The organism is Streptomyces sp. NPDC048361, assembly GCF_040651795.1.
Taxonomy (GTDB): domain Bacteria; phylum Actinomycetota; class Actinomycetes; order Streptomycetales; family Streptomycetaceae; genus Streptomyces.
On sequence record NZ_JBEZKW010000050.1, the window covers coordinates 21,607 to 47,763 of the forward strand.

22 protein-coding genes are annotated in these 26,157 nt (G+C 70.8%); 10 read left to right on the forward strand and 12 right to left on the reverse strand.

Features of this window, described 5'->3' with window-relative positions; all coding sequences use genetic code 11:
* Positions 1 to 57: 57 nt before the first annotated feature.
* Both AB0D31_RS25580 and AB0D31_RS25585 read right to left on the reverse strand, forming a co-directional pair.
* Complete coding sequence (locus tag AB0D31_RS25580; RefSeq protein WP_362727346.1) at positions 58 to 1,818, reverse strand: discoidin domain-containing protein; 1,761 nt, start codon at positions 1,816 to 1,818, stop codon at positions 58 to 60.
* A gap of 234 nt (positions 1,819 to 2,052) precedes the next feature.
* The gene (locus AB0D31_RS25585; RefSeq protein ID WP_362727348.1) at positions 2,053 to 3,159 is read right to left on the reverse strand and encodes a DUF1996 domain-containing protein; all 1,107 of its coding nucleotides are present in this window, start codon (positions 3,157 to 3,159) and stop codon (positions 2,053 to 2,055) included.
* Between the two features lie 536 nt (positions 3,160 to 3,695).
* Between AB0D31_RS25585 and AB0D31_RS25590 the strand changes: the two genes are divergently transcribed.
* Positions 3,696 to 5,540, forward strand: coding sequence for a coagulation factor 5/8 type domain-containing protein (locus AB0D31_RS25590; RefSeq protein WP_362727350.1), 1,845 nt, complete (start codon positions 3,696 to 3,698; stop codon positions 5,538 to 5,540).
* A gap of 103 nt (positions 5,541 to 5,643) precedes the next feature.
* On the opposite strand, the gene AB0D31_RS25595 is transcribed toward AB0D31_RS25590, so the two are convergent.
* The 4 genes from AB0D31_RS25595 to AB0D31_RS25610 form a co-directional block, all read right to left on the reverse strand.
* Entirely contained in the window at positions 5,644 to 5,907 is a 264-nt protein-coding gene (locus AB0D31_RS25595) for a hypothetical protein (RefSeq protein ID WP_362727352.1), read from the reverse strand.
* A gap of 83 nt (positions 5,908 to 5,990) precedes the next feature.
* The gene (locus AB0D31_RS25600; RefSeq protein ID WP_362727354.1) at positions 5,991 to 6,212 is read right to left on the reverse strand and encodes a PLDc N-terminal domain-containing protein; all 222 of its coding nucleotides are present in this window, start codon (positions 6,210 to 6,212) and stop codon (positions 5,991 to 5,993) included.
* A 56-nt stretch (positions 6,213 to 6,268) separates the two neighbouring features.
* Entirely contained in the window at positions 6,269 to 6,898 is a 630-nt protein-coding gene (locus tag AB0D31_RS25605) for a DUF3887 domain-containing protein (protein WP_362727356.1), read from the reverse strand.
* Positions 6,899 to 7,119: 221 nt separating this feature from the next.
* Positions 7,120 to 7,608 (reverse strand): DUF5709 domain-containing protein, encoded by a 489-nt coding sequence (locus AB0D31_RS25610; protein WP_362727358.1) that lies wholly within the window; start codon positions 7,606 to 7,608, stop codon positions 7,120 to 7,122.
* Positions 7,609 to 7,940: 332 nt separating this feature from the next.
* On the opposite strand from AB0D31_RS25610, the gene AB0D31_RS25615 reads away from it, so the two are divergent.
* The 7 genes from AB0D31_RS25615 to AB0D31_RS25645 all read left to right on the forward strand — a co-directional run bounded on the left by AB0D31_RS25615 (position 7,941) and on the right by AB0D31_RS25645 (position 20,066).
* Positions 7,941 to 8,498, forward strand: coding sequence for a PadR family transcriptional regulator (locus AB0D31_RS25615; protein ID WP_362727360.1), 558 nt, complete (start codon positions 7,941 to 7,943; stop codon positions 8,496 to 8,498).
* A gap of 210 nt (positions 8,499 to 8,708) precedes the next feature.
* Positions 8,709 to 10,433 (forward strand): acyl-CoA dehydrogenase family protein, encoded by a 1,725-nt coding sequence (locus AB0D31_RS25620; protein WP_362727393.1) that lies wholly within the window; start codon positions 8,709 to 8,711, stop codon positions 10,431 to 10,433.
* A gap of 731 nt (positions 10,434 to 11,164) precedes the next feature.
* Positions 11,165 to 12,604, forward strand: a complete 1,440-nt coding sequence (locus AB0D31_RS25625) for an MFS transporter (RefSeq protein ID WP_362727362.1) — start codon at positions 11,165 to 11,167, stop codon at positions 12,602 to 12,604.
* Positions 12,601 to 14,496, forward strand: a complete 1,896-nt coding sequence (locus AB0D31_RS25630) for an alpha/beta fold hydrolase (protein WP_362727363.1) — start codon at positions 12,601 to 12,603, stop codon at positions 14,494 to 14,496. The genes AB0D31_RS25625 and AB0D31_RS25630 overlap by 4 nt, the downstream gene beginning before the upstream one ends.
* Before the next feature lie 214 nt (positions 14,497 to 14,710).
* The gene (locus AB0D31_RS25635) at positions 14,711 to 16,648 is read left to right on the forward strand and encodes a RiPP maturation radical SAM C-methyltransferase (protein ID WP_362727365.1); all 1,938 of its coding nucleotides are present in this window, start codon (positions 14,711 to 14,713) and stop codon (positions 16,646 to 16,648) included.
* A gap of 99 nt (positions 16,649 to 16,747) precedes the next feature.
* Positions 16,748 to 17,497 carry a DUF5825 family protein gene (locus AB0D31_RS25640; RefSeq protein ID WP_362727367.1) on the forward strand — a complete coding sequence of 250 codons (750 nt, stop codon included), beginning with the start codon at positions 16,748 to 16,750 and terminating at the stop codon, positions 17,495 to 17,497.
* Between the two features lie 160 nt (positions 17,498 to 17,657).
* Positions 17,658 to 20,066, forward strand: a complete 2,409-nt coding sequence (locus tag AB0D31_RS25645) for an Orn/Lys/Arg decarboxylase N-terminal domain-containing protein (RefSeq protein ID WP_362727369.1) — start codon at positions 17,658 to 17,660, stop codon at positions 20,064 to 20,066.
* A 113-nt stretch (positions 20,067 to 20,179) separates the two neighbouring features.
* Here AB0D31_RS25645 and AB0D31_RS25650 read toward each other — a convergent pair whose 3' ends face one another.
* Entirely contained in the window at positions 20,180 to 20,914 is a 735-nt protein-coding gene (locus AB0D31_RS25650; RefSeq protein WP_362727371.1) for an SDR family oxidoreductase, read from the reverse strand.
* 128 nt (positions 20,915 to 21,042) lie between these two features.
* Between AB0D31_RS25650 and AB0D31_RS25655 the strand changes: the two genes are divergently transcribed.
* On the forward strand, positions 21,043 to 21,618 hold the full coding sequence (locus AB0D31_RS25655; RefSeq protein ID WP_362727372.1) for a helix-turn-helix domain-containing protein: 576 nt from the start codon (positions 21,043 to 21,045) through the stop codon (positions 21,616 to 21,618).
* A gap of 87 nt (positions 21,619 to 21,705) precedes the next feature.
* On the opposite strand, the gene AB0D31_RS25660 is transcribed toward AB0D31_RS25655, so the two are convergent.
* The 4 genes from AB0D31_RS25660 to AB0D31_RS25675 all read right to left on the reverse strand — a co-directional run bounded on the left by AB0D31_RS25660 (position 21,706) and on the right by AB0D31_RS25675 (position 23,772).
* A complete protein-coding gene (locus tag AB0D31_RS25660; RefSeq protein WP_362727374.1) occupies positions 21,706 to 22,080 on the reverse strand; it encodes a hypothetical protein in 375 nt (124 codons plus the stop codon).
* A gap of 74 nt (positions 22,081 to 22,154) precedes the next feature.
* The gene (locus tag AB0D31_RS25665; RefSeq protein WP_362727376.1) at positions 22,155 to 22,544 is read right to left on the reverse strand and encodes a roadblock/LC7 domain-containing protein; all 390 of its coding nucleotides are present in this window, start codon (positions 22,542 to 22,544) and stop codon (positions 22,155 to 22,157) included.
* A gap of 38 nt (positions 22,545 to 22,582) precedes the next feature.
* The gene (locus AB0D31_RS25670; protein ID WP_362727395.1) at positions 22,583 to 23,341 is read right to left on the reverse strand and encodes a transcriptional regulator; all 759 of its coding nucleotides are present in this window, start codon (positions 23,339 to 23,341) and stop codon (positions 22,583 to 22,585) included.
* Between the two features lie 41 nt (positions 23,342 to 23,382).
* The gene (locus AB0D31_RS25675; RefSeq protein WP_362727377.1) at positions 23,383 to 23,772 is read right to left on the reverse strand and encodes a hypothetical protein; all 390 of its coding nucleotides are present in this window, start codon (positions 23,770 to 23,772) and stop codon (positions 23,383 to 23,385) included.
* 526 nt (positions 23,773 to 24,298) lie between these two features.
* On the opposite strand from AB0D31_RS25675, the gene AB0D31_RS25680 reads away from it, so the two are divergent.
* Entirely contained in the window at positions 24,299 to 25,150 is an 852-nt protein-coding gene (locus AB0D31_RS25680) for a hypothetical protein (RefSeq protein WP_362727379.1), read from the forward strand.
* Positions 25,151 to 25,176: 26 nt separating this feature from the next.
* On the opposite strand, the gene AB0D31_RS25685 is transcribed toward AB0D31_RS25680, so the two are convergent.
* The gene (locus AB0D31_RS25685; protein ID WP_362727381.1) at positions 25,177 to 26,136 is read right to left on the reverse strand and encodes an SDR family NAD(P)-dependent oxidoreductase; all 960 of its coding nucleotides are present in this window, start codon (positions 26,134 to 26,136) and stop codon (positions 25,177 to 25,179) included.
* Positions 26,137 to 26,157: the final 21 nt, after the last annotated feature.

The window sequence follows — 26,157 nt, forward strand, 5'->3', positions numbered from 1 at the left end:
CACCCCGTTCATCCCCGCCCCTGGGCTTTCACCCTGCATCGAATTCCTGATGGCCCGTCAGTTGTAAACGCCGAACGAGTACAGCGAGTAGCCGTAACCGGTGCCGCGCGCCGTCCCGTTGACCCGTACGTAACGACCCGTACCGCTGGCGTCGAAGTCGTCCACACCGCCGTCGCCGTTACTCACCGTGCTCACCGTCCGCCAGTTCTGGCCGTCGTCCGAGGTCTGGATGGTGTACGCCTTCGCGTAGGAGGCCTCCCACACCAGTTGCACATGCCGGAACGACATCCGGGTGCCGAGGTCGACCTGGAGCCACTGCGGGTCGCTCCAGTCGCTCGCCCAGCGGGTGGTGGGGTTGCCGTCCACCGCGTTCGCCGCCGTGCACGGGCAGTCGCCGTAACTCGCCTGGAAGGAGGAGGCGGTGGCGGGCTTGCCGCGGGCGATGTCCGTCCCGTTCACCACCGGCGGAACGACCTTGATCGAGCGGGTCTCCACGCCCACGTTGCCGTGCCCGTCGGTCGCCTTGACGTAGACCTTCCAGGCGCCCGTCCGGTCGGGCGCGGTGAACTTCAGCCGGCCGCCACCCAGGTTGGTGAACGGCAGGGACACCAACTGCTTGCTTCCGTCGAGGTAGTTGCTGTTGTCGAGCACCTCGTAGGTGATCGGATCACCATTGGGGTCGGTGGCCCGTACGTCCAGGACCGTGTCACGGCCGGCCTGCACGCTCGCGGTGCCGCCCTCGACGTCCAGGGCGGAGATGACGGGCGGGGTGTTGTCGTGCGAGGTGTCCTTGCCATAGGCCCGCTTCACCGCGTAGTACGACAGCCGCTTCTGGCCGGCGGGCAGCAGGTTGAACCAGATGCCACCGAAGTCGTACTCCGTGCCGTAGTGGAACATCGTCGCGCCCAGCGCCACCCCCTTGTGCCCCGTGACGCAGCCCCACGCCTTGGTGTAACCGTCGGCCTTGGCCTGGTCGGAGGGCTCCTGGGGCACCCCGTTGGCGTCGTCGGGCACCTCCCACTCCCCGGCGGGCCCGGTCTCCGTGATGATGTAGGGCTTGGTGTAACCACCCTGCTGCCAGGCCGACTTGACGTCACAGACGGCGTTGTAGGAGTTGACCGCGTACAGGTCCAGGTCGGGGGCGTTCTTCTTGTAGTAGGGCCAGGCGCCGACCCAGGCGTCGGTCGAGGTGACCGGATGGTTCGGGTCGATGCTGTGGATCTTCTTGGTGATGTCGTTGACGAGCGTGGTGTACGCGTCGCGCTGCCGCTCCAGCTCGTCGCCGCTGTAGCAGTTCTGCAGGCCGAGCACCGACTCGTTGCCCACGTCCCACATCAGGACGCCGGGGTTGTCCTTGTAGGTCTGCACCCACTTGGGGAACTCGTCGAGCACCTGGTTCTTGTACGTCGTGTCGGTGAGGTAGTTGACACAGCCGCCCGCCCCGGGGCCGCCTCCGGGCTGGAGCCAGAATCCGGCGATGACCTTGATGCCGTGGGCCGCGGCCGAGTCGAAGAGCGGCTTGCTGGAGGCGTCGGTGCCCCAGGTGCGGATGGTGTTGACGCCCATCGACTGAAGATCGGGCATGTACTTGTCGGCATCGGCGACGGAGGGCCCCCAGGTCAGGCCCTTGACCTGGTACGGCTGCCCGTCCACGGACAGCTGCCAGTTGCCCTGGGTGCCGGTCACCTTGACGACGCTCCCTGCGGCGTGCGCCGTGGCCGCGGGCAGGGCGGCGAGAACGCCGACGGTCAGAGCGCCGGCGGCCAGCGGCGCGAGCAGGCGACGTCGGCGGGATCGGATACGCGGTGGTGGGGTCACGGTGTCCTCTTCTGCGGGGAGTTCGGTGGGGGAGTTCAGTGGGAAAGTTCGGTGGGGTCCGAGGGGGAGTTCCGAGGGTCAGTCCTGCGGGTGAGTCCCGAGGGTGAGTGCGATGGGGCGATCCGCGAGAGAGCGCGATCGCCGTTGTGCGGGGAGTACGGTCGGCCCGGCCGCGGCGGGACGGTGAGCGGCCGGGCCGACCGGAACAGGGAGGGCGGTGGTGGTGCCGCGCCCTCAGGGAAGCTCGTAGTTCGCGTCCAGTGCCGCGCCCGCCTCCGGGTGCGTCTGGTCGTAACCACGGGCGTCACACTGCAGTCCGCCGACGACACAGTGGTCGACCAGCGCCTTCAGGGTGGCGTCGTCCCAGGCGTTGAAGAAGTCGTAGTGGAAGGAGTAGCTCGGCCCACTCGCGAGCTTCGCCTGGGAGAGGTCCCCGTTGACCGGGAACGCCATCTTGAACTCGATCATCGGCACGGCCACCGGGTGGTCGGCCGGGCAGACGTTGTCGTTGGTGCCGGGCTTGACCACCGGGTACGCCATGTGTGCCTTGTGGTCGGGGGTGTCGAGGTACTTGCCGTCCCAGCAACTGGGCGCCTGGAAACGGATGTTGAGCTGGACGTCGGCCCGGTTGGGGCAGTTGGTGGGGAAGGCGACGTTGAAGTAGCTGTCACCGCACTCCCAGCCCTCGACGAAACCGGGGTGGTGGCGGAACTCGTCGGCCGTCTGCATGGGGCTGCCCACCACGAACCGCAGTCCCTTGGGGAAGGGCCGGACGCTCGTGTAGTCGGTCACGCCGGCCTTGTAGTAGATGGTCTGGGGGCCGACCGGGAGGATCTTCTGGGCGCCGTTGAACAGCGACGGCATCCAGTAACCCGACTTGTCGCCGGGCGCCTTGCAGGTGGTGCCGCCTGCGGCCAGGGAGGCCGTTGTGCTGTTGGCGTTGGTGGTGGTGTTGCCCAAGAACGTGTGGTCGTGGGACTTGCCCGGCTGCTGCGGAAAGACGATGGGGTCGTCCGGCGCGGTATGCGTCACCGAACAGTTGGCCTGGAACTCGTGGAAGTAGCGGTGGGGCGGGTCCTGGGTCGACGGCGAGACCCCGGTGACCGGCGGGTTCGCCGGGATGTAGCCGTCGCCGTCGGGGTCGTCCGCCGATGTGGCGGTGGACGCGGCCATCGCCATGTCCATCGTGTGGGCGGTGTGGCCGGTCGCGAGCGACGCCGTGGCCGCGCCACTCGACGCGGGCGTGCCGGCGCTCATGGCGACGCCGCCGAGCCCGAGCGTGGTCAGCAGCATGGCGCCTGCGACCAGGGTGCCGGAGAGGAGACTGGATCTCCGTGGCATGAAGTCCTCCTGGCGATAAAGGGGTTGGGGAGGGAGGCGGAGGTGTGAGGGGAGGGGCGGCCGGCCCACCGGTGGTGCGCGGTATACGGCCCCGGGACCGGGGCCGGACCTGTGGGCCGCGGAATCGGGATCGGGATCGGGGCCGGACCTGCGTGCCCCTGGGAGTCGAGGCCGGTTGTGCGTGCCCCGGAAGCCGGGACCGGCCGGACTCTTAACCGTGATCGGAGTCTGGGAGAGCGCTCTCCCAGTTCTGGAGTCTCGGGGCGCCGACGCGGGAGTGTCAAGGGGCGTGACGGGAGAAGCCGGGACGGCCACCGGGTCGGCACGGCGGCCACAACGGAACGTCCAGAAGCGGCAGTTGGCTCGGTGAAGCGCTTGGCACCGCGCTCACCAGGCATGTGACGACCTGTGAACGCAAACCCCGGGGATTTCTGCCGGGACCCTTGACGTTGAGTTCACCGGGATGAAGCATTCCCCGGCGAGAGAGCGCTCCCCCGCCCCCCATCGTTCACCTCTTGAACCAGGAGAGTCTCCCCATGCCCCCTGTTCCGCCCGACGCCCCGACCGGACGCCCCTCCTCCATGGCCCGCCGCACCGTGCTCGGCGCGGTCGCCGCCGCAGCGGCCTCGGCCCCCCTCGTGACGGGTCTGGCGACGCCCGCCGCGGCGTCGTCCTCCTCCGCGTCCTCCGCCTCCGGGCCTTCCGCCTCCGGGTCCGCCGCCAGTCCCCGCGTGCTCCCGGGCGGCGGTGACCTGGGCCCCAACGTCGTGGTCTTCGACCCTTCCACGCCGGGTATCCAGGGCACGCTGGATCAGATCTTCCGGCAGCAGGAGTCGGCCCAGTTCGGCACCGGCCGCTACGCGTTCCTGTTCAAGCCCGGTACGTACAGCGGCCTCAACGCGCAGATCGGCTTCTACACCTCCATCGCCGGTCTCGGCCTGTCTCCGGACGACACCACCATCAACGGCGACGTCACCGTCGACGCCGGCTGGGCCAATGGCAACGCGACGCAGAACTTCTGGCGCTCCGCGGAGAATCTGGCGCTCGTCCCGGTCAACGGCACCGACCGCTGGGCCGTCGCGCAGGCCGCGCCGTTCCGCCGCATGCATGTACGTGGCGGCCTCAACCTCGCCCCGTCCGGCTACGGTTGGGCCAGCGGCGGCTACATCGCCGACAGCCGCATCGACGGCCAGGTCGGACCGTACTCACAGCAGCAGTGGTACACGCGCGACAGCGTGATCGGCGGCTGGGTCAACGCGGTGTGGAACATGGTGTTCTCCGGCGTCCAGGGCGCTCCCGCCCAGAGCTTCCCCAACCCGCCGTACACGACGCTCGACACGACGCCGGTCTCGCGCGAGAAGCCCTTCCTGTATCTCAATGGCAGTGAATACCGCGTGTTCCTGCCCGAGAAGCGCACCAACGCACGCGGGGTCACCTGGGGGAGCGGCACCCCTCGCGGCACCTCACTCTCGCTGTCGCAGTTCTATGTGGCCAAGCCGGGTGTGAGCGCGGCCACCCTCAACCAGGCGCTCGCGCAGGGACTCCATCTGCTGCTGACGCCGGGCATCTACCACGTCGACCAGCCGATCCAGATCAACCGGGCCAACACCGTGGTCCTGGGCCTTGGTTACGCGACGCTCGTGCCGGACAACGGGGCCACCGTCATGCGGGTCGCCGACGTGGACGGCGTACGGCTCGCGGGCTTCCTCATCGACGCCGGGCCGGTCAACTCAGCGACCTTGCTGGAGGTCGGCCCGGCCGGCGCATCGCGCGACCACTCGGCCAACCCGACCACCGTTCAGGACGTATTCGTACGCATCGGAGGCGCGGGCGCCGGCAAGGCGACCACCAGCATGGTCATCAACAGCCGCAACACCATCGTCGACCACACCTGGGTCTGGCGCGCCGACCACGGCACGGGTGTCGGCTGGGACACCAACCGCGCCGACTACGGTGTCGTCGTCAACGGCGACGACGTGCTCTGCACCGGCCTGTTCGTGGAGCACTTCAACAAGTACGACGTGCAGTGGTTCGGCCAGCGGGGCCGCACCGTGTTCTTCCAGAACGAGAAGGCGTACGACGCCCCGAACCAGGCGGCTGTGCAGGACGGCAACGTCAAGGGCTACGCCGCGTACAAGGTCGGCTCCAACGTCACCACGCACGAGGCGTGGGGCCTTGGCAGCTACTGCAACTACACAGCCGATACGAGCATCGTCCAGCATCACGGCTTCGCCGCGCCGAACACCGCGGGCGTGAAGTTCCACGGCGTACTTGTGGTCTCCCTCGGCGGCAACGGCCAGTACGAACACGTCATCAACGAGACGGGCTCCCCGACATCGGGAACGTCGACAACCCCGTCCTCGGTGGTGTCCTACCCCTGACCACCACCCCACCGGCCGTCTTCCGCCTGTTGTTTGGGGGCGGGAGAGCCGGTGGGTCCGTTGGTCATGGCGGCGCACGGGTGCCTCCCCACGCACCCTCGCGTCATGAACGGCCGTCGGGCTGCTTCGGGTTGTTCCTGTGGCGAAAGCGTACGGCGGCCATGCCCGAGCCGACTGCCAGGAGGACGGGGAGCGTGGCCACCCACGCCTTGGTCGCGGAGGCGCCGGTGAGCGTCATTGTCACGCCTCCCAGGGTGTAGATGGCCAGGAACGCAAGGACGAGATTGGCGACGGGATGACCGCGGGTGCGATCTTCGAACTTCTCCAGGCGCCCCATGGCATTCCCCCTGGGAGTCGTGGGCGGCATGGGTGCCCCTTGGCGGGGCAGCCATTTCTCTTCGTCTACCCGCCGGCGACACCTGTACCGCTGGAGGTGTGCGCCGGGTCGCGTCAGTGGTCCTCGGTCCGGCCCAACCGCAGGTAGGCCACGAGGCCGAACACGTTCCCGCACGCGCAGATCGCCAGCCACACCTGGGGCGGATACCGGCGCGTGTGCGGATGGCGCGCGATGTCGATCATGCAGATCACGGCCGGGAGGACGGCGATCAGGGGGACGATGGCGGCCCACGGTGTGGGTGGTGCCGCCGGTGCAGTGAGGAAGTCGACCGACATGGTGGCCCCTTGCGGATGTCGTACGAAATGTCCCGCGGGATGTCCCACGAGATGCCCTACGGGATTTCCTTCGGGATGATCACGAGGCCGGCGACCTTCTCGTCGGTGTCGAAGGAGACCCGTGCCTTCAGGTCTCCGGCCTCGTACCGCAGCGGAATGTCGACGACCGTGTAATCGCCGATGCGGCGGACGAACGGGTCGCCGTCGCCGAAGCCCTCGAACGCTCCGACCGTCCCTGCGACGGTCGCCAGGGCGTCGACCCGCACCTCGTCGGTGAAAGCGGCAAGGACCTCCGCGTTGAACGTGGGCCGCGCCGCATCCATCCGGCCCTCCAGGACATCCGTGACGATCTGGAGAGCGCGCTCCGCCGCGTCTGGCATGCGCACTGTCTTGTCCATGGGTTCTCCGGTTCGGGGGTCGATGGGCTTGCCGAAACGCTGGAATGCCGCCTGACGGGTGACTCCGAGCAGATCTCCGAGCTCCTGCCAGGTGTGCCCCGCGTCCCGGGACTGCTGCACGCAGAGCTTCAGGACCTGCTCCGCCAGGGCGTCGGCGTCCTGGGCGCGCCGGACCAGGTCGAGATAGGACAGGGAAGCCAGTGGACTGCTCGTCGAGGCGGCCAGAGCCGCGGCCTGTTCGGCGAGCCGGGCGCTCAGGACGTTGAGGGACGGAGGGGAATCTGTCACCTGTAAAGGATGCCTTTACGTGGGCGCGACGTCAAGGATGTATTTACAGCGTCTTGCCCCGCTCCGCGGTGCTGCGGCGGGGCGGGGCAAGACAGGGCAGGGGAGGGGCGGGGGTGAAGGGAGGGGGATAACGGGGACGTTGGGGGGTCGGCGTGCTCTGGGCCCCCTACGGACTCGGCGCCTGTGCCTCCGTGCCGGCGGCTCGCGGCTCGCGACGCCGCTCAGCGCGCGGCGCCCCCCTCCGGCGGCAGCTCGTCCTCGGGCACGATGTGGACCGCCGCTTCCTCGGCTCCCGCCGCCCCCGCGTCAATGCCCTCGTCGGACGCGACGAGTTGCTTCGTGGTGTCGGCGCGGACTCCCTCGTCCGGCGCCACCAGGCGCCCGGCGCGCTCCGCGCCCGCCTCCGGGTCGAGCCGCTCGCCGTCGCCGCCAGGTAGGTCCCCGATCTCGTCGCCGACGGGGATTTCGGGCTCCGGAACCTCCTGGCTCAACCGTTCGTCGAGGGACTCGCCCTCGTGCTGCTCGGCTGCCGTGACGCCGGTCTTCGTGACACCCAAGGGCTTCTCGGGCGGTGAGTAACCCTCGTCGAGCATGTCGTCATAGGTGCGCTCGCCGACCGCGTCCTGCAGATCGAGCGGAGCGGCGTCCTGCTGCTCCTCGTTGCCGTCGGTCGGCTGATAGACGTCGTCCGCCATGCCGTCGTCGCTCATGACTCACCTCGTAGTTCGGGGATCTGTGGCTCTGTGGGATGTTCCGTATGGGTCGGCGGTTTCGTTCGGTTCGGCTTGCCAGGTTGCCCGGTCGCCGGTTGCCCCGGTCGCCGGGTTGCCCGGCCGGGCGCCCGGTCACCGAAAGGTGGCAGCCCTTTTTGGGCCGCTTTCGGATCTTTCCGCTCTGGTCCCTGCCAGTGCCCATGGCGGGCCGTCCCAAACGGCAACTGTGCGATCTTCCGGGCCGCCCTCCCGCGTCCGGCCGGGTGAGCCGTGTCTCACCTGGCCAGTGCGGCTTGTCTATGCAACTCGTTGCATAGAAGGATTCGAGCATGGCGCTTGAGCACGCGATTCTCGTCTCGCTGTTGGAGAAGCCGGGCTCCGGCTATGAGCTGGCCCGGCGGTTCGACCGATCCATCGGCTACTTCTGGGCCGCGACCCACCAGCAGATCTACCGCGTCCTCAAGCGCATGGAAGGCGACGGCTGGATCGACGCCCGCGAGGTGGCGCAGGACAACCGGCCGGACAAGAAGGAGTACTCCGTCGCCTCGGTCGGCCGCGACGCCCTGGCACGGTGGCTGCACGAACCGATCGAACCCGAGAGTGTCCGGCACGAGCTCGCCGTGAAGATCCGCGGCGCCGCCTTCGACGACCCGGCCGCCCTCCTGCGCGAGGTGGAGCGGCACCGCCGGGCGCATGCCGACCGGCTCGCATGCTATCTCGCGGGGGAGCGGCGCGACTTCATCGAGGCCGAAGCTCCCGAACCCCCGGACACAGGGCGGGAGTTGCAGCACGTCGTGCTGCGCGGCGGCATCGCGTACGAGCGGATGACGCTCACCTGGCTCGACGATGTGATCGCCACCCTGCACCGGCTCGGCACCGACCGCTGAACGGGCTGAACGGGCTGGACCAGCTGAGCCGACCCCGGCCGGCCGCGGCCGCGGCCCGCCCGCCCGCCCCGGCGCCGTACGCCTGCGAATCGCCCTGCACGCCAGGACGGCCGTACACCTCCGAACCGCCCTCCGGCGGACGCCGCCGCACCCCTCTGTTCCACCCTGCCCACCGACACCCAACTCCCCTGTCTGGAAAGGCGAATGACCGTGGCCGACCCGCTGCTGTTCAACCCGCGCACCTACGACCCGACACACTTCGACCCCGAAACCCGCAGGCTGCTGCGCGCGACCATCGACTGGTTCGAGGAGCGCGGCAAGCGCCGGCTGATCGAGGACTACCGCACTCGCGCCTGGCTCGCGGACTTCCTCGCGTTCTCGGCCAAGGAAGGTTTGTTCGCCACCTTCCTCACCCCGGCGTCGGCCGCCGGGCCGGACCAGGACGACAAGCGCTGGGACACCGCTCGCATCGCCGCGCTCAACGAGATCTTCGGGTTCTACGGACTCGACTACTGGTACGCCTGGCAGGTCACCATTCTCGGTCTCGGCCCGGTCTGGCAGAGCGACAACACCGCCGCCCGCGCCCGCGCCGCCGAACTCCTCGACCAGGGCGAGGTGTTCGCCTTCGGGCTCTCCGAGAAGAGCCACGGCGCCGACATCTACTCCACCGACATGCTCCTCGAACCCGACGGCGACGGCGGCTTCCTGGCCACCGGCTCCAAGTACTACATCGGCAACGGCAACGCCGCGGGACTCGTCTCCGTCTTCGGCCGCCGCACCGACGTCGAGGGCCCCGATGGCTACGTCTTCTTCGCCGCCGACAGCCGCCACGCGGCGTACCACCTGGTGAAGAACGTCGTGGACTCCTCGAAGTACGTCAGCGAGTTCCGGCTCGCCGACTACCCGGTGGGCCCCGGCGACATCCTGCACACCGGCCGGGCGGCCTTCGACGCCGCCCTCAACACCGTCAACGTGGGCAAGTTCAACCTCTGCACCGCCTCGATCGGCATCTGTGAACACGCGATGTACGAGGCCGTCACGCACGCCCACAACCGGGTCCTCTACGGCCGCCCCGTCACCGCTTTCCCCCATGTGCGGCGCGAGTTGACCGACGCGTATGTGCGGCTCGTCGGGATGAAGCTCTTCAGCGACCGCGCCGTGGACTACTTCCGCTCGGCCGGTCCGGACGACCGTCGCTACCTCCTCTTCAACCCGATGACGAAGATGAAGGTGACCACGGAGGGCGAGAAGGTCATCGACCTGATGTGGGACGTGATCGCCGCCAAGGGCTTCGAGAAGGACAACTACTTCGCCCAGGCGGCCGTCGAGATCCGCGGTCTGCCCAAGCTGGAGGGCACGGTCCACGTCAACCTGGCGCTCATCTTGAAGTTCATGGGCAACCACCTGCTCGGTCCGGTCGAGTACGCACCCGTACCGAGCCGCATCGACGCCGCCGACGACGCGTTCCTCTTCCGGCAGGGGCCCGCCAGGGGCCTGGGCGCGATCCGCTTCCATGACTGGCGTACCGCCTTCGACGCCTTCGCCGAAGTGCCCAACGTCGCCCGCTTCCGGGAGCAGGCGGACGCCCTGTGCGCGTTCGTCACCACCGCGGCCCCCGACGAGGAGCAGAGCCGCGACCTCGACCTGCTCCTCGCCGTCGGCCAGCTCTTCGCGCTGGTCGTGCACGGTCAACTGATTCTGGAACAGGCACAGTTGACGGGTCTTGAGCAGGACGTGCTCGACGAGCTCTTCGCCGTGCTCGTACGGGACTTCTCCGCCCATGCCGTCGAGCTCCATGGCAAGGACTCCGCCACCGACGCGCAGCAGAGCTGGGCGCTGGGCGCGGTCCGGCGCCCCGTGGTCGACGAGGAGCGCTCGGCTCGGGTGTGGCAGCGCGTCGAGGCGCTGGCGGGCGCCTACGAGATGGCGCCGTAACCCCATCATGGGCACCGGGCGGCCGTCTCTCACCGCCCCGGTCGACGCGCCACATGTGAGCCCCTGGCCGACGCGCCACATGTGAGCCCCTGGCCGACGCGCCACACGTGAGCCCCGGCGGACGCGCCACATGTGAGCCCCGGTCGACGCGTCACAGGTGGGTCCCCGGTCGTCCCGACGACCGGGGACCCACCTGTTTCCAGCCAATCACCGCGCTGGATGGAACCCTTCCGTAGGAGCGAGAGTTGGAGGGTGCCGGAAAGCGCCGCCGGTCCTCGCGTGGCCCGGCCTGCGGGCCGCCGGGCCGCGGCAAGGCCGTGTGCCGGCGGCGGGGGTGCTTCGCCGGTGGGAATGTGCATATGCCAGGCGGAGTGCACGAACAGATGTGTGGGGGGCGGGAGTTCACCCTAGCGAAGCGGCGGACGTGGGCGAGTCGGGGACGTCCGGCGCCGGGCGACGGCGCCGCCTCGTCCCCGTCCCCTCCGACGCGGACGAACCGTCGCACGGGGTGAGTTCCGGACCGTGAAATCGGTTTCTTTGCCCGACGCTTACGGAGTTCGATTCCGGCCTCGGAGACATACCTCTTGTGGCTCCGGCGAACGCCTGGTTAGGCTCCCGCTCGTTTCGATTCCTGCACATTTTCTTCGCAACCTGACCAACTGTGGGGTGGCTGTGCGTGAAACGGATTCCCCTGAGCTTCCGGGGACATCTGCGGCGCCGGCGGGGCACTGATGAGCCCCGGCATCGCCACCGAGGGGCGTGCGGCGCGCCGCCGCGTGTCACGTGACGTCCGCCTGTTCTGGTGGGCGAGCGCCTCCGACGCGCTCGGCACCCAGGCGTCCGGAGTCGTGCTGCCCTTGCTGCTCCTCGGCCTCGGCCACTCCGCCGCGGTGGTGGGGCTCGTCGCGGGGGTGTCGACCGCGGCCGGGCTGCTCCTCGCCCCCTTGGCGGCGGTCCCGGCCGACCGGGGTGCGCGCAAGCCGGTGATGTTCTGGTCCGCGACGGTTTCCGCGCTCGCCATGGCCGGCGTCGCCGCGTCGGCCGCCGCGGGCAGCCCGCCGCTCACCCTGCTGCTCGGCGCGGTCCTGGTGGAACGCTTCTCGACCGCCGTGTACGAGGCCGCCGCCGCCGGCACCGTCACCATGATCGCCCCGCCCGCCGACTGCCCCCGCGTGGTGGCCGGCCTCTCGGCGGGCGAACAGGGCGCCCTCATCCTGGGCCCCGCACTGGGCGGTGCGCTCTACCAAGTGGGCCGTGCCCTGCCCTTCCTCGCGGACGCCGTGACCTATGCCGTCGCCGCGGGATGTGTACGGGCCCTGGGGTCGGACCTGCGGCCGGACACCCGCGCCGCATCCCAGGCGAAGGGGCCGGCCCCCGACGGCGCACACCGGGGGGACGCAGCACCCGGCCCCATGCCGATCGCTCTCGACGGCCCGCCGGCCGTCGGCCAAACCGCTCCCCCGCCGATTGCTCTCGACGGTCCGCAGGCCGTCGGGGAAAGCGCCTCGGGCGTCCCGGCCGCGCGCCCCGCCGATGCCACCCGTAGCCCTCGGCCCGGCCACGTGACCCGCATCCGCGACGAACTGGGCGCCGGGCTCGCCCTGGTCCGCACCTCACCCACGCTCCGTCTCGTCGTCACCTGGACCGCCACCGTCAACGGTGTGATCGTCGCCCTCTACTACGGCGCCGTCTTCACGCTCCAGAAGAGCGGCCACGGCGGCTGGCCGATGGGCCTGGTCCTCGCGCTCTCGGGGGCGGCCGGACTCGCCGGGTCGCTGGCCGCGCCGCGCCTCGCCGGCCGGATCGACGCCGCACGGCTCCTGGTGACGGTGACCTGGCTCCTCGTCCCGCTCGCGGCCGGTCTCGCGACCGCCGACGGACCCTGGACTTACGGGGCGCTGTTCGGGGTGTTCTGCCTGCTGATGCCGCTGGTCGCCGTCGTACTCCAGTCACGCGCCCTGCAGGAGACCCCGCCGGGTCTGCAGGCCCGTACGGGCGCGGTCCTCGCCAGTGCCGTCGGGGGATCCGCGGCGCTCGCGCCGGTCCTGGCCGGTGCCGTCGTGACCCGCGCCGGCACGGCCGCGCCCGCCGTGGTCTGCGCCGGTGTCCTGGCCGCGCTCGCCTGGCGGACGACGGCCGTGCGGGCCAGGCTGACGGGGGCGACGGCATGACCGGGCGCTACGAGGTCTACCGCGCCGCCCTCCCCGAGGTGTGCGACGCCGATCCCAGCCGGATGGTGTTCACGGCCGACGCCGAGGGCCGGTGCGAGGTGTTCACGTGGGACGCCGCCGCGCTGCGGGCCCGCCAGGTCACCGACCGCCCGCACGGCACACTGCACGGCGCGATCGACCACGACGGGAACGTGTGGTGGTTCGACGAGGACGACCATGGCACCGGACGCTGGCGGTTCCAGCCGTTCGCGGGCGGACCCGACCTGCCAGGCCTCCTCGGCGTGCCCGAAGGGGAACCGCGCGGTCTCGCCGTCAGTGCCGACGCGGTGGTCGCCATGGGTCTGGGAACCGACCGGTCGACCACTGTGCACATCGGTCCGCGCGGCGCGACGGCCCGCGAAGTGACGCGCGTCGACGGCCATGCCACCCTGTCCGGGATCACCCGTGACGGACACCTGGTGGCGCTCAGCGCCGCGGCGGGCTCCGCGCGGGCCGTGACCGTACTGGCCGCCGACGGCACCCCGCACGCGGTCCTCGCCGGTGACGGCGCGGGCGGCCGCCTGTGGTCCCTGGGCTTCGCACCCGTCGCCGACCGGGTCGAACTCCTCCTCGTCCGCGAGTGCAACAACCGCTACGCGCTGGCCAGTTGGAGCCCCGTGGTCGGAACCGTCACCCACGCCTGGTGCACCTTCGACACCGAGATCACCGCACGCTGGCACCCCGAAGGACACTCGATCCTCGTCCGACAGGACCGGTACGGCCGCAGCATCCTGCACCGCGTACACCTCGCCGAGCGCACCGTCGAACCCGTACCGACACCGCGCGGAACCCTGCTCGACGCCGCTCCCCGCACCGGGGACGACGTGCACTACCTCTGGACGGACACGGCGACCCCACCCCGCATGATCTCCACCGCCGGCACCGCGTTACCGCCCGCCCCCGGCGCCGGCGCACAAGTGCCGGGCGAGCACCGGGACTTATGGACGCCGGGCCCCGACGGGCCGGTGCACTCGCTGCTCAGCCTGCCCGACGGGCAGAGCCGCCCGGTCCCCGCGGTGTTCCTCGTGCACGGCGGCCCCGCCGACCACGACCGGGACGCCTACGACGGCGTGGTCCACTCCCTCGTCGCCTCCGGCTTCGCCGTCGTCCGCGTCAACTACCGCGGCTCCACCGGCTACGGCCCGCGCTGGCGGCGCGCGTTCGGCGAAGGCGTCGGCCTCACCCAGGTGGCCGACCTCGCCGCGGTCCGCGCCGATCTCGTCGAGCGGGGGGTCGTCCGCGCCGACGCGGTCGGCCTGTGGGGCACCTCCTGGGGCGGCTATCTGGTCCTGCTCGCCCTCGGTGTGCAGCCCACGCTGTGGCAGGCGGGCGTGGCCGTCAAACCCGTGGCCGACTGCGCGGCCACCCACCGCACCACCACCCCCGCCCTGCGCGCCCTGGACGAGCGGCTGTTCGGCGGCACCCCCGACGAGGTGCCCGAACGGTACGAGCGGAGCTCACCCCTCCACTACGCCGCCGCCGTCCGGGCCCCCCTGCTGGTCGTCGCCGCGAGCCGGGACGTCAAGTGCCCGCCCGGCCAGGTGCGCGACTACCTCACCGCCCTGCACCACGCGGACGTTCGGCACGAGTCGATGTGGCTGGACACCGGCCACGACGGCTACGAGGGCGACGACCACGTGGCCGTTTTGCGCCGTGCCGTGGTCTTCCTCGACCGCGAACTGCGCCGCCGGCGGCGGCACCGCGCCGCCGCCCCCCAGACTCCCCGCTCCGACCGGGCCGGGGATACCGGACGGGTGCGCTTGCCGGCGTCCGCCGGACAAGGCACCACCCACACAGAGAGGAGTTCCTGTCATGCAGAAGGACATCATCCAGAACGACCCGCTCGCGGGTGACGAGGAGAACCGCAAGCCGGGCATCGGCATTACGGTCACGGTTCCGTTCCGCAACGCCGAGGACGGCGACGAGGACTGATCCTCGGCCGGCCCGGCGGTCCGCCGCCGGGCCGGCACAGCGTCGGCCCCTGGCCCACGATCCTTGGCCCCGCCCCTTGCCCCCGGCCCCTTGGCCCCCGTCCCGTCACGTCTCCGCACCCACCGAGGAGCCGACATGCGTGTCCTGCTGGTCAATATGCCCTGGTCCCCGATCGACCTTCCCTCGCTCGCCCTCGGAATCCTCAAACGAAGCGTGGACGAACGCGTGCCCGGCGCCCGCGCCGAAGTCCTGCACGCCAATCTCGAATTCACCGACTGGATCACCGAGCGCACCGAATTCACCGCCGAGGACTACGAGTACTACGCGCTCTCCTCCTATTTCATGGGCTGCGGCGACTGGGTGTTCTCCTCGGCGCTCTACTCCGACCCCACCTGGCGCGACGAGGAATTCGCGACCGCGATGAAGGGCAAACTGCGCAAGTCCCGGCTGCACATGTCGCAGGAACTGCACCGCCAGGCACCGGAGTTCGTCGAGATGATCGCCCGGCAGATCGTGGAGTACGCACCCGACATCGTCGGCTTCACCTCCACCTTCCAGCAGAACACCGCCGCCCTCGCCGCCGCCAAACACGTCAAACGCCTCGCCCCGCACATCGTGACCGTCATGGGCGGCGCCAACTGCGACGGCGAACAGGGCGAGGCCGTCCACCGCAACTTCCCGTTCGTGGACCACGTCATCCGCGGCGAGGGCGAGGCTGCTTTCCCGCAGCTCCTGACCGCCATCGCCGAAGGCGCCGGCGGCGACGAACTGGCCACCGTACCGGGCCTGTGCCATCGCGACGGCGACGGCAAGAGCATCGTCAACCCCATGGCGACGAACCCGCTGCCGCCCGCCACCATCCTCGCCCCCGACTACAGCGGCTACTTCGAGCGCCTCGCCGCCTCCGTCGCCCGCAACTGGGCCGAGCCCAAACTCGTCGTCGAGGGAGCGCGCGGCTGCTGGTGGGGCGAGAAGCACCATTGCACGTTCTGCGGCCTCAACGGCTCGTTCATGCAGTTCCGCTCCAAGAGCCCCGACACCTTCTTCGAAGAGATCATGGAACTGGCCCGCAAACACCGGGTGCTCGACATGTACCTCGTCGACAACATCCTCGACATGGGCTACCTCACCACCGTGCTGCCCCGCATCATGGAGAGCGGCTACGACCTCAGGATGCACATCGAGATCAAGGCCAACATGCGCCGCAGCCAGCTGCGTACGCTCGCCGAGGCCGGACTCATCTACGTACAGCCCGGCATCGAGAGCCTCAACAACCGGGTGCTCGACCTGATGGACAAGGGCGTCAGCGGCTGCCAGAACGTACGGATGCTCCGCGACGGCGCCGAGACCGGCCTCTCCGTCGCCTGGAACTACCTGCACGGCTTCCCGGGCGAGACCGCCGAGGACTACGACCCCGTCATCGCGCAGATACCCGCCCTCGAACACCTCGACCCGCCCGTCGACCTGTCCGCACGGATCGCGATCGAGCGGTTCAGCCCCTACTTCAACCGGCCCGAACTCGGCTTCGACGGCCTGCGCCCCGAAGAGCACTACCGCTTCACCTACGACCTGCCCGAGGCCGAGCTCTACGACCTCGCGTACGTCTTCGAGGCGCCGCAGCGCGGCATCACCGAGCCCACCGTCAACGCGCTCAACAAGGTGCTCGGTGCCTGGAAGAAGCACCACTCCGACGCCCGGCTCACCCATACCGACCTCGGCGACCGCATCGTCCTGGTGAGCCGGCGGCGGGCCTTCGCCTGGCGCGCGATGGAGCTGACCGACCCGTTCGAACTGGCCGTCTTCCGCCTTCTCGACCAGCCCCACGCGACGGCGGCGCTCACCCGCAAGGCGGCGGCCCGCGCCAAGGGCGCCGCGCGCGAGGAGCACGAGGTGCAGGGGCTGCTCGACACCTGGGTCGAACTCGGCCTGGTCTTCACCGACGGCGGCCAGTACGTGCACATCGCGCCGTCCGCCGTCAACGAGGACCTGCTGCGCCTGGACTTCATGCGCCACGCGCAGGCCGCGCTCGACGCCGCGGGACAGCCCGCCCGGCCCGAGCCCGTCAGTGTCTGACCCCCGAGTGTCTGACCCCCGCGTGTCTGACCCCCGCGTGTCTGATCCCCGCCTGTCTGATCCCCGCGTGTCGGACACCCGAGCAGGAGGAACAGCCCGATGAGCAGCGCCCTCACCACCGCCACCGAGGCCCTCACGGTCTCCGCCTGGCGCGACTACGACCCCGAAGCATGCGCCCTGCCCGGCATGTTCCTCGGCGACATCGAACTGACCGGCCCCATGGGCGAGGAGAGCGACCGGCTGTGGGAGATCGGGGCGCGCCACGTCCGGCTGCGCGAGCCCGTCGATCTCACCGGCCTCTGCGACATCACGGACGCCACGGGGGCCACCGAGTCCACCGGGGCCATCGAGTCCCCCGGGTCCGCCGGTCTCGCCGCCCCTGGCGCCGCCGACCGCGCCGTACGCACCCTCAGCCTGGTGCGGGACCTCACGGCGCGGGCCGTCCTCGTCGAGTGGAAGCTGCGCCTGGACCCGGCGGCGCCCGCCGACACCTGGCGCGCCCTCAGCCACCTCCAGCCGCCCGGAGCCCTGCTCGGCCCGGCCGATGCGGCCGGCGACCTGCGCCGGTGGCGCGAGGGCCACTACCTCTGCAAGTGCCTGTGGAGGCAGGGCCCCGGCTTCGTCCAGATCCGCGACCGCCGCTGGGGCGAGCTGCGCCGCTTCACCGCCGATGAGCCCGAGTACCAGCAGGTCATCGAGGCCCTGGCCTATGGCGCCCCCGCCGCATCGGTGCCGGCCGCCGTGCTCGCGGACTTCCTGGAGGAGCGCCTGGTGCTTCAGGTCGGCGACCTCGCCTGGTGGCTGCCGTACCGGGTGAACCGCTGGATCCAGGAGGCGATGGCGATCTGACGGCAGACGGCCGTCCGAGCCGGCCCTCCCGGCACCGTCACCCGGAGCGCGGCGCATGACCCGTACCGGTGGTTTGCGCCCGCTTCAGGAGCACCTCCACGCCACCCGCGGGATGCTGGCTGCCTATCGGTCGGGATCGCGGAGCGGCGTGGAGATGGTCATGGCGAACGGTACTGTCCTGCTGGCCCTGCGGGAGGACCCTCTCGGCGGCGGCGCCGACACGGAACAACTCCTCCGTATCGGCAAGGAGTTGGAGAACCGGGGACTGGACGTCCGGTGGGCGCGGACCGCCGAGGGCGCCTGCGCCGCACTGCGCACCGAAGCTGGCCTGACCGCCGCCATGGTGGCGTGGGACCTGCCGTCGGAGCGCGGCCGCCCCACCGCGGCCGGCGCCCCCACCGCGACCGGCTCCGACGCAGGTGCCGAGGGCGCGGAGGCGGATGCGGGTGCGGGTGCGGGGGGCGCTGCCGTACTGCGGCAGATCTCCCGCCGGTTCAAGGACCTGCCGGTCTTCGTCGTCATGGCCGAGGACGCCGATCAGGGCCTGGACCGGCTGCCGCTGTGGGTGGCCGAAAGCGTCGTCGGTTACGTCTGGCCGCTGGAAGACACCCCCTCGTTCATCGCAGGCCGCGTGGCCCATGCCGCGCACACGTACGGGGACGCCGTGCTGCCCCCGTTCTTCAAGGCGCTCCGGCGGTTCGACGACGCCCACGAATACTCCTGGCACACCCCCGCGCACTCGGGCGGCGTCGCGTTCTTGAAGTCACCGGTGGGACGGGCGTTCTTCGACTACTACGGGGAACGGCTCTTCCGCACCGATCTCTCCATCTCCGTAAGTGAGTTGGGCTCCCTCTTCGAGCACACGGGTCCCATCGGCGACGCGGAACGCAACGCCGCGCGGATCTTCGGCTCCGATCGTACGTACTTCGTCCTGCACGGCGACTCCACCGCCGACCGCATGGTCGGCCACTACTGCGTCACCACCGACGAGATCGCCCTGGTCGACCGCAACTGCCACAAGTCCGTCCTGCACGGCCTCGTCATCTCCGGTGCCCGCCCCGTCTACCTGGTGCCGACACGCAACGGCTACGGTCTGGCCGGCCCGCTCCCCGCCGGTCAGACCGCGCCCGACGCGGTGGCCGCCCGCATCGCAGCCCACCCCCTGACGCCGGGAGCGGTCTCGCCCCACGCCCAGTACGCGGTGATCACCAACTCCACTTACGACGGCCTGTGTTACGACACCGTGGGCACCGCACGCGCCCTCGCCCCCAGCACCCCGCGGCTCCACTTCGACGAGGCGTGGTTCGCCTACGCGCGCTTCCATCCGCTGTACGCCGGGCGCTACGCCATGGCCGTCGGCCCCGACACGTTCGAGGGCGGGGACCGGCCCACCGTCTTCTCGACGCAGTCCACGCACAAGCTCCTCGCCGCGCTGTCCCAGGCCGCCATGGTGCACGTACGGTCGTCGCCGCGCGCCCCGGTCGAACACGACCGGTTCAACGAGGCGTTCATGATGCACGGCACCACATCGGCGCTGTACCCCGCCATCGCCTCCCTCGATGTCGCCGCGGCGATGATGGACGGCCCGCAGGGAGAATGGCTGATCACCGAGGCCGTCACGGAGGCCGTCCGGTTCCGGCAGGCCGTCGTCCGCACCGGGCGCCGCATCGCCGCCGCCGGCGACCGCCCGGCGTGGTTCTTCGGCGTCTGGCAGCCGGACACCGTCACCGATCCGGCCACCGGGACGCGTACGCCGTTCGTGGACGCGTCCCCCGTGCTGCTGTCCACCGACCCGCGCTGCTGGGAGCTCGACCCCGAGGCCGACTGGCACGGCTTCTCGGGGCTGAGCCGCGGTCAGTGCATGCTCGACCCCATCAAGGTGACGCTGACCTGCCCCGGCGTCACTGCGGCGGGCGTGAGCCAACCGTGGGGCATCCCGGCCCGCGTCCTCACGTCGTACCTCGCCGAGCGGGGCATCGTAGTGGAGAAGACGGACACGTACACCACGCTCGTCCTCTTCTCCATGGGCATCACCAAGGGCAAGTGGGGCACGCTGATGGACGCGCTGATGGACTTCAAGGCGCTCTACGACGCCGAGACCCCGTTGCGGCAGGTGCTGCCGGGGCTGGTCGAGAGCCATCCCCGGCGCTACGGCGACACCACCCTGCGTGGCCTGTGCCAGGACATGCACGAGCATCTCACCCACGCCGACCTGATCGACGCCCTGGACACCGCCTTCCGTGACCTTCCCAACCCCGTTGTGCCGCCGCGGAGTTGTTACCAGCGGCTCATCCGGGGCGGCACCGAGCGCCTCCGCCTCGCCGACGCGTCGGGCCGGGTGGCCGCCGCGATGGTCACCGTCACCCCGCCCGGCATCCCCGTCCTCATGCCCGGGGAAGCCCTGGGCGCGCCCGACGGTCCGGTCCTGCGCTACCTCGGCGCCCTGGAGGCCTTCGACCGCGCCTTCCCCGGCTTCCACAGCGAGGCGCACGGCGTCGTGATCGACCCGGACACGGGCAACTACCTCATCGAGTGCGTGCGGGAAGAGGAGGCCTCGGAGCGGGGCTGAGTCCCGAGACCCCAGGCGCTCGACCGGTCCGGTGGACGCCGGTACTGCGGTGCCGCCGTACCGGGTGGTGCCGCCGTACCGGCGGGCGTGGTTCACGTCTGCGGCGGCAGCGGCTAGCTCTGGGCCGTGGGGCGTACGACGATGTCACCCACGTCGACGGTGGCCGGCTGTTCGACGGCGAAGGCGATGGCGCGGGCGATGGCCTCCGGTGGGATCGCGATCTGCGCCATGCTGTCGAGGATGTCCCTCTTCATCTCCGGTGCCATCGAGTCCGCGAACTCCGTGCGGGTCATGCCCGGCGACACGACCGTCACGCGCAGGTTGCCTCCGGCTTCCTGGCGCAGGCCCTCCGAGAGGGTGCGTACGGCGTTCTTCGTCGCCGCGTACACCGACTGGCGTGGCACGATGCGCAGTCCGGCCGTGGAGACGGTGTTCACGAAGTGGCCGAACCCCTGCCTGCGGAACACGGGCAGCGCCGCGGCGATCCCGTACAGGACACCCTTGAAATTGACGTCGATCATCTCCTCCCAGTCCTCGACGCGCAGCTCGTCCAGGGGGGAGATCGGGCCGACGCCTGCGTTGCTGATCAGGACGTCGAGCCTGCCGTACCGGTCGCAGGCCAGGTCGACCAGACCGCTCAGGTCCTCGCGACGCTTCACGTCCGTGGTCGCGTACGCGGCGTGACCGCCGGCTTTCTCGATGCGGGCGGTCAGTGTCGCGAGGCGGTCGGGGCGGCGGGCGCCCAGCACTACTTTGGCGCCGCGCTCGGCGAGCAGCAGGGCCGTGGCCTCGCCGATCCCGCTGCTGGCACCCGTGATCGCGACGACCTTGCCTTTGATTTCGGACATGGTGGATCCTCCCGGGGAAGCGTGGGCGCGGCGCATGCTCTACGGTGAAACCGGAGGCGCCGCCGGTTGACTCCACATTAAGTGGAGGGGCCTCCACTTAGCAATGGGGACGAGGAAGTGAGCCGTTGATGGCACAGGAGACGGGACGCCCGTTGAGAGCGGATGCCCAACGCAACCGGGAGAAGATCCTCGCCGCCGCGGTGCGCGTGTTCACCGAGGAGGGGCTGGACGCCCACTACGAGCGCATCGCCAAAGAGGCGGGGGTGGGCACGGGCACCCTGTACCGCAACTTCCCGACCCGGGAGACCCTGATCGAGGCGGCCTACCGCAACGAGGTGGCCCGGCTGTGCGACGCGGTGCCCGGTCTCCTGGCTGCGATGCCCCCGCGTGAGGCGCTGCGCACCTGGATGGGCCACTTCATCGACTACGCCACCGCCAAACTCGGCATGGCCGAAGCACTGCGGGCCGTTGTCGCCTCGGGGAGCGATCCTTACGATCACAGCCGGGAAATGATCCAGGCCGCCATCACCTCGCTCATGGAGGCGGGTGTCGCCGCCAAAGAGCTGCGCTCCGACATCCGTCCGTCCGACGTGTTCGCCGCGCTCGCCGGGATCGCTCTCACATCGGCGGCTCCGGACCAGCGCGACCAGGCCGAACGACTGCTCGGCCTCACCCTCGACGGGCTGACGGCCCCGCGGTCGTGAAACGTCCGCGCCCCGCGGGCGCCGCCTCCTGGAGAGGGACTCCTGGGGAGGGCGGCGCCGCGCAGGGCACTGTGACGGGGATGCGGCTCACACCTCCAGTTCGGCCTCGATCTTCTTGAGCTGGTGGCGCGCCATGGCGAGGTTGGAGCGTTCCTTGTCGAGGGCCAGATAGAGGAAGAGCCCGTTGTGGTTGCGCCCCGTCAGGAGGCGGATCAGGTGGTACTGGGAGCCCAGCGTGATCAGGATGTCCTCGATCTCGTCCTTCAGGCCCAGCAGTTCCATGGTGCGCACCTTCGCCCGCACCACGTCGGTGTTGCCCGCGGCGGCCACCGCGAGGTCGAGTTCCTTGCCGCCGCCGAGCGTGCCGAGGGCCATACCACTGCTGTAGTCGACGAGGGCCACACCGATGGTCCCCTCGATGGTGGTCATCGATTCCTTGAGCGCGGCTTCCGTGTTGGCCATGGGATTCGTGCTTCCTTTCCGCTGTTTTCCGTCCGATGTGTTCCCCGGCCGGTCGGCCCGGGGACGGGTGGGAGTCATGGGGTCTCCAGTCGGCCGAGGCTGCCGTCGACCAGGTCGCCGATCCGGGCGCCCGCCCGGCGGGCTTCGAGATGCAGCCGCCCCACGTTGATGCGGGGCTGGGCGAGGAGGGTGAGCACGGCGGACGAGCCCGCCGCGTAGGTGGCCACATAGCCGTCGTCGCCGCGTAACAGGAGTTCGCGGAAGGCGCCTTGGCCCGCGGTGTCGGTGAGACGCTGGGCGACGCCGAGCGCGGCGGCGGTGAGCGCGGCGAGCGGCTCGGCCTCGTCCGTGGAGTCCTGGGCGAGCACCAGACCGTCGACGCTGGCCGCCATCGCCCCGTTGAGCTGAGGCAACCGGACCCGAAGTCTGTGCAGTTCGGCGAGGACCTCCGCCTCTGCCGCCATCATCTGTCTCCTTTCGGCGCGCTGCCTGCGGACGCGGATCACAGCGTGGCCTCAAGACCGTCACGCAGCCTGCGCAGCAGGGCCACGTCCGCGACGGACTCCGCTTCCGTCGACGCCAGCGCCAACGCCACCGGGGGAGCCGGCATGGCGTGCTGCGGCACCCCCGCGAGCGGGGTCTCGACGGCGCCGCACGCCGCGAGACGGCGTACGTCGACCAGTGTGTGGAACGCCGGGCGCCCGAGCAGCCGCGCGATGTCCTGCGGCGTACGGACACCGTCGGCCAGCGCGAGCAGCGCCCGCTGGCGCGCGGTGACCGGCGCCCCGCCCAGCCCCGGAGCGGCCACCACGGGAGCCGTGTCCACCTCGGGGTGCGGCCAGAGCCGGAAGAGCAACTCCCGGCGCCGGGCCGCCTCGCGGGCCACCGAGCACGCCGGCACCGGCCGCACCGGACCGATCCAGTGCGCCACTCCGTAACGGAACCGGGTGGGGCCGCTGCCGGGGGAGAGCGTGAAGAACGCCGCGTCGAACAGGGCGCCCAGATGGCACAGTTCCAGCTCGCCTCCGGTGACCTGGCCGCTGTCCACCAGAAACCGGCCCACCGCGCCGCGCGCCCCCGCCTGGTCCACGGCCCACTGCCAGCCCTCGGGGCGCAGCCTGCCGCTCACCGTGAGCAGAACGTCGATGCCGGGGGCGGCCGGGCTCTCGGCGTGCACCACCTGACCGTCGACGAGATAGAGCGTGCCGCTGTCGCGCAGCAGCGCGCCGGTGGCCCGCTCGGCCACCAACCGGCTGAGCATCGGCGAGAGTTGGCGTTCGTCCGTGGTGGGCGCCGTGCGGCTCACGCCAGGACCAATCGCTCGGCGAGATCGCGCAGGCGCAGCCGGGCGAGTGCCAGGTTGCCCAGCTCACGGTCGAGCCACAAGTACAGGAAGATGCTGCTGTCGTACGCCGTCCGTACGAAGCGCAGCAGGTGGTAGCCGCCGTGCGCCGTCACGAGTACGTCCTCCAGGAGCTCCTCCGCCGCGTCCCCCGAACCGGGTGCGAAGACGGGGTGTTCGACGGCGCTCCTGGCGAACTCGGCGGCCTCCGCGGCGGCCGCCTCGTGGTCACCGCCCGGCGAATCACCGATGGTGCCGAGAGCGAGTCCGCTGGTCCAGTCGACGAGAGCTGCCCCGAGCGCGCCGGGCAGCCGCATCGTCTCCAGCAGACACTCGTCGATTCCGGGCACGCGGAGATCCCCTCCTAGGCGTCACGTGATGACAGATCGCCACGGCACTACTCCGAACTCCGATGCCGCAGTGACGGAGAAGTTACGCCCCGTGTCGCGAGAAGGAGGAAGTTCTGGCATTTTCCGGTGGGACATGCCGCGGATGGCTACGATCCGCGTCGCACGCGGTGTGGACGGCGTCCTGTCGTCGCTCAACTGCCGTGCGGGAGGACGGCATTCGGCCATGGAGCCATCGGGTCAGGATCCGGGTGCGCGGGTCTGCACGCGGCCGGGGGTGTGCGCGTACCGGTGCGCGGAATGACGCCGGCCGAACCGGCGATCGACTGCCCGGGACGGTCACGGGGCAACTGTGCCTCGACCGTGGCCGGCCCGCACGGCGCTCCTCAGCGGGGACGGCGTACCGCCTGCCGAATGGTGCGAGGTCTGTGACCATGAGGAGATCCCGCTCGCGCACGACCGAAATTGCGCACGGCTCAACTGCGGTATGCCGAGCGGCGCTTGGTGTGAGGGCTCGCACCCGTCGGCCGTGCACGACATCCATCACGCGGCCTTGCAGAATCCCGCCACACCCACCGCCGCGGTAGCCCCTTTCGCCGACCACGACTCGGCGCTGCTTCGCTGGGTCGTGGCCCGCCGCCCGGGACTGCCGAGCGCGGTGTACGAGCGGCTCGCCGCCGACCCGGTCCCCGGTGTCCGGGCCGACCTCGCGGAGAACCCCGCCGTCGGCGAGCAGGTGCTCCGAACACTCGCCGCTGATCGGGACGGCGACGTACGCCGTTGCGTCGCCCGCAATCCGTCGGTGCCGCTCCACGTGCTGAGCGACCTGGCCGGGGCCATGAGGAAGGGCGCCGTTCCGCTGCCGCGCATCGCCGCCGCGACGCCCGCCGAAACGGAGCGCCTGGCCCAATCACCGCTCCCCGCCGTCAGGTTGCTGGTGGCGCGACGGCGCGATCTGCCGGCCGAAATCCGCGACGCCTTCGCCACCGACCCCGATGCGAGCGTGGTCGCCGCCGTGGCCGCGCACCCCGGCCTGAGTGAGGGGCACCTCGCAGCGATGCTGGGCCGGCACGGTGCACGCGTAGCGGCCCAGGTGGCGGCCAACCCGGACGTGACGTCCGACCTCCTCGACGATCTGGCCCGGCACCGCCCCCCGGCACGCAAGGCACTCCGCGCGATCGCGGAGCATCGCCGTGCCAAGGCTGCCGCGCTGCTCGTCTGCCTCTCCGACGAACGGGCCCGTCGTACGGCAGCCGGACACCCTGCGCTCGTGCCCGCGGTCCTCACGCGGCTGTTGACCGACGACGACTGGCAGGTGGTGGAAGCGGCCGCCGCCAACCCGTCCCTGCCGCGCGAGGCGATGGCGGCACTCATTCCCTGAAGCGCACGCCGCGTACCGCAGGGGTCTCAGCCGCCGAAGCCGAGGTCCGGGTCGTGGACGCCTGCCAGGTCGACGCTTGCGGACCAGAGACGGGCTGCCACCGACGGGTCGGTCATGTGGGGCAGGGCGGATTCCCGGTGGGGCGTCCCGCGCAGGCCGAAGACCCTCGGACCCCACAGTTCACCGCCGCGCACCTCCGGGTCGAGGGCGGCGCGCACGATGGGCCAGGCACCGGCGTCCTTGCCCTGCAGTACGAGTCCGGCCGGGACGGCACGGAGCCGTTCGCCCGGGGTCGTCACGTGTATCGGGGGGCGTGCAGGGGTGAGGGAGTCCAGGGCGCCTCCGGGATGGGCCACGACGCTGAGCACGGTGCTGCCTGCGGCACGCAGACGGCGGTCGAGTTCGAAGGCGAACGACATCTGCGCGAGCTTGGACCGGCCGTAGGCGCGCTTGGGCCGGTAGTCGTCGGCCGACTGCAAATCGTCGAGGTCCAGCCGTTCGGACCGCGCCGCGAAGCTGCCGACCGTGACGACGCGGCCCGCGGGCGCCGCGCACAGCAACGGGGCGAGCCACTGGGTGAGCGCGAAGTGGCCGAGGTGGTTGGTGGCGAACATCAGCTCGAGCCCGTCGTCGGACTCCCGGCGCGGCGGATCGTCGAGCGCGATCCCCGCGTTGTGGACGACGGCATCGAGGTGGCCGAGATCCAGCCTGTCCACGGAATCCTTCAAGGAGATCAGATCGGCGAGGTCCAGCCGGAGGTGCCGTACGTCCGCGCCGGGCACACGCGAACGGATCGAGAACGCGGCGGCGTCCGCCTTCGCCGGGTCCCGGCTGCCGAGGACGACGACGGCGCCCGTGGCGGCGAGCTGCTCAGCGACGAAGTAGCCGATGCCGGCGTTGCCGCCGGTGATCAGGAAGGTCTTGCCGACCGCCGGAGGCAGGTGCCGGACATCCCACGGTCGCGTCGGGGAGGAGGGGTAGGACATGACGACGGAGCTCCTTGATGT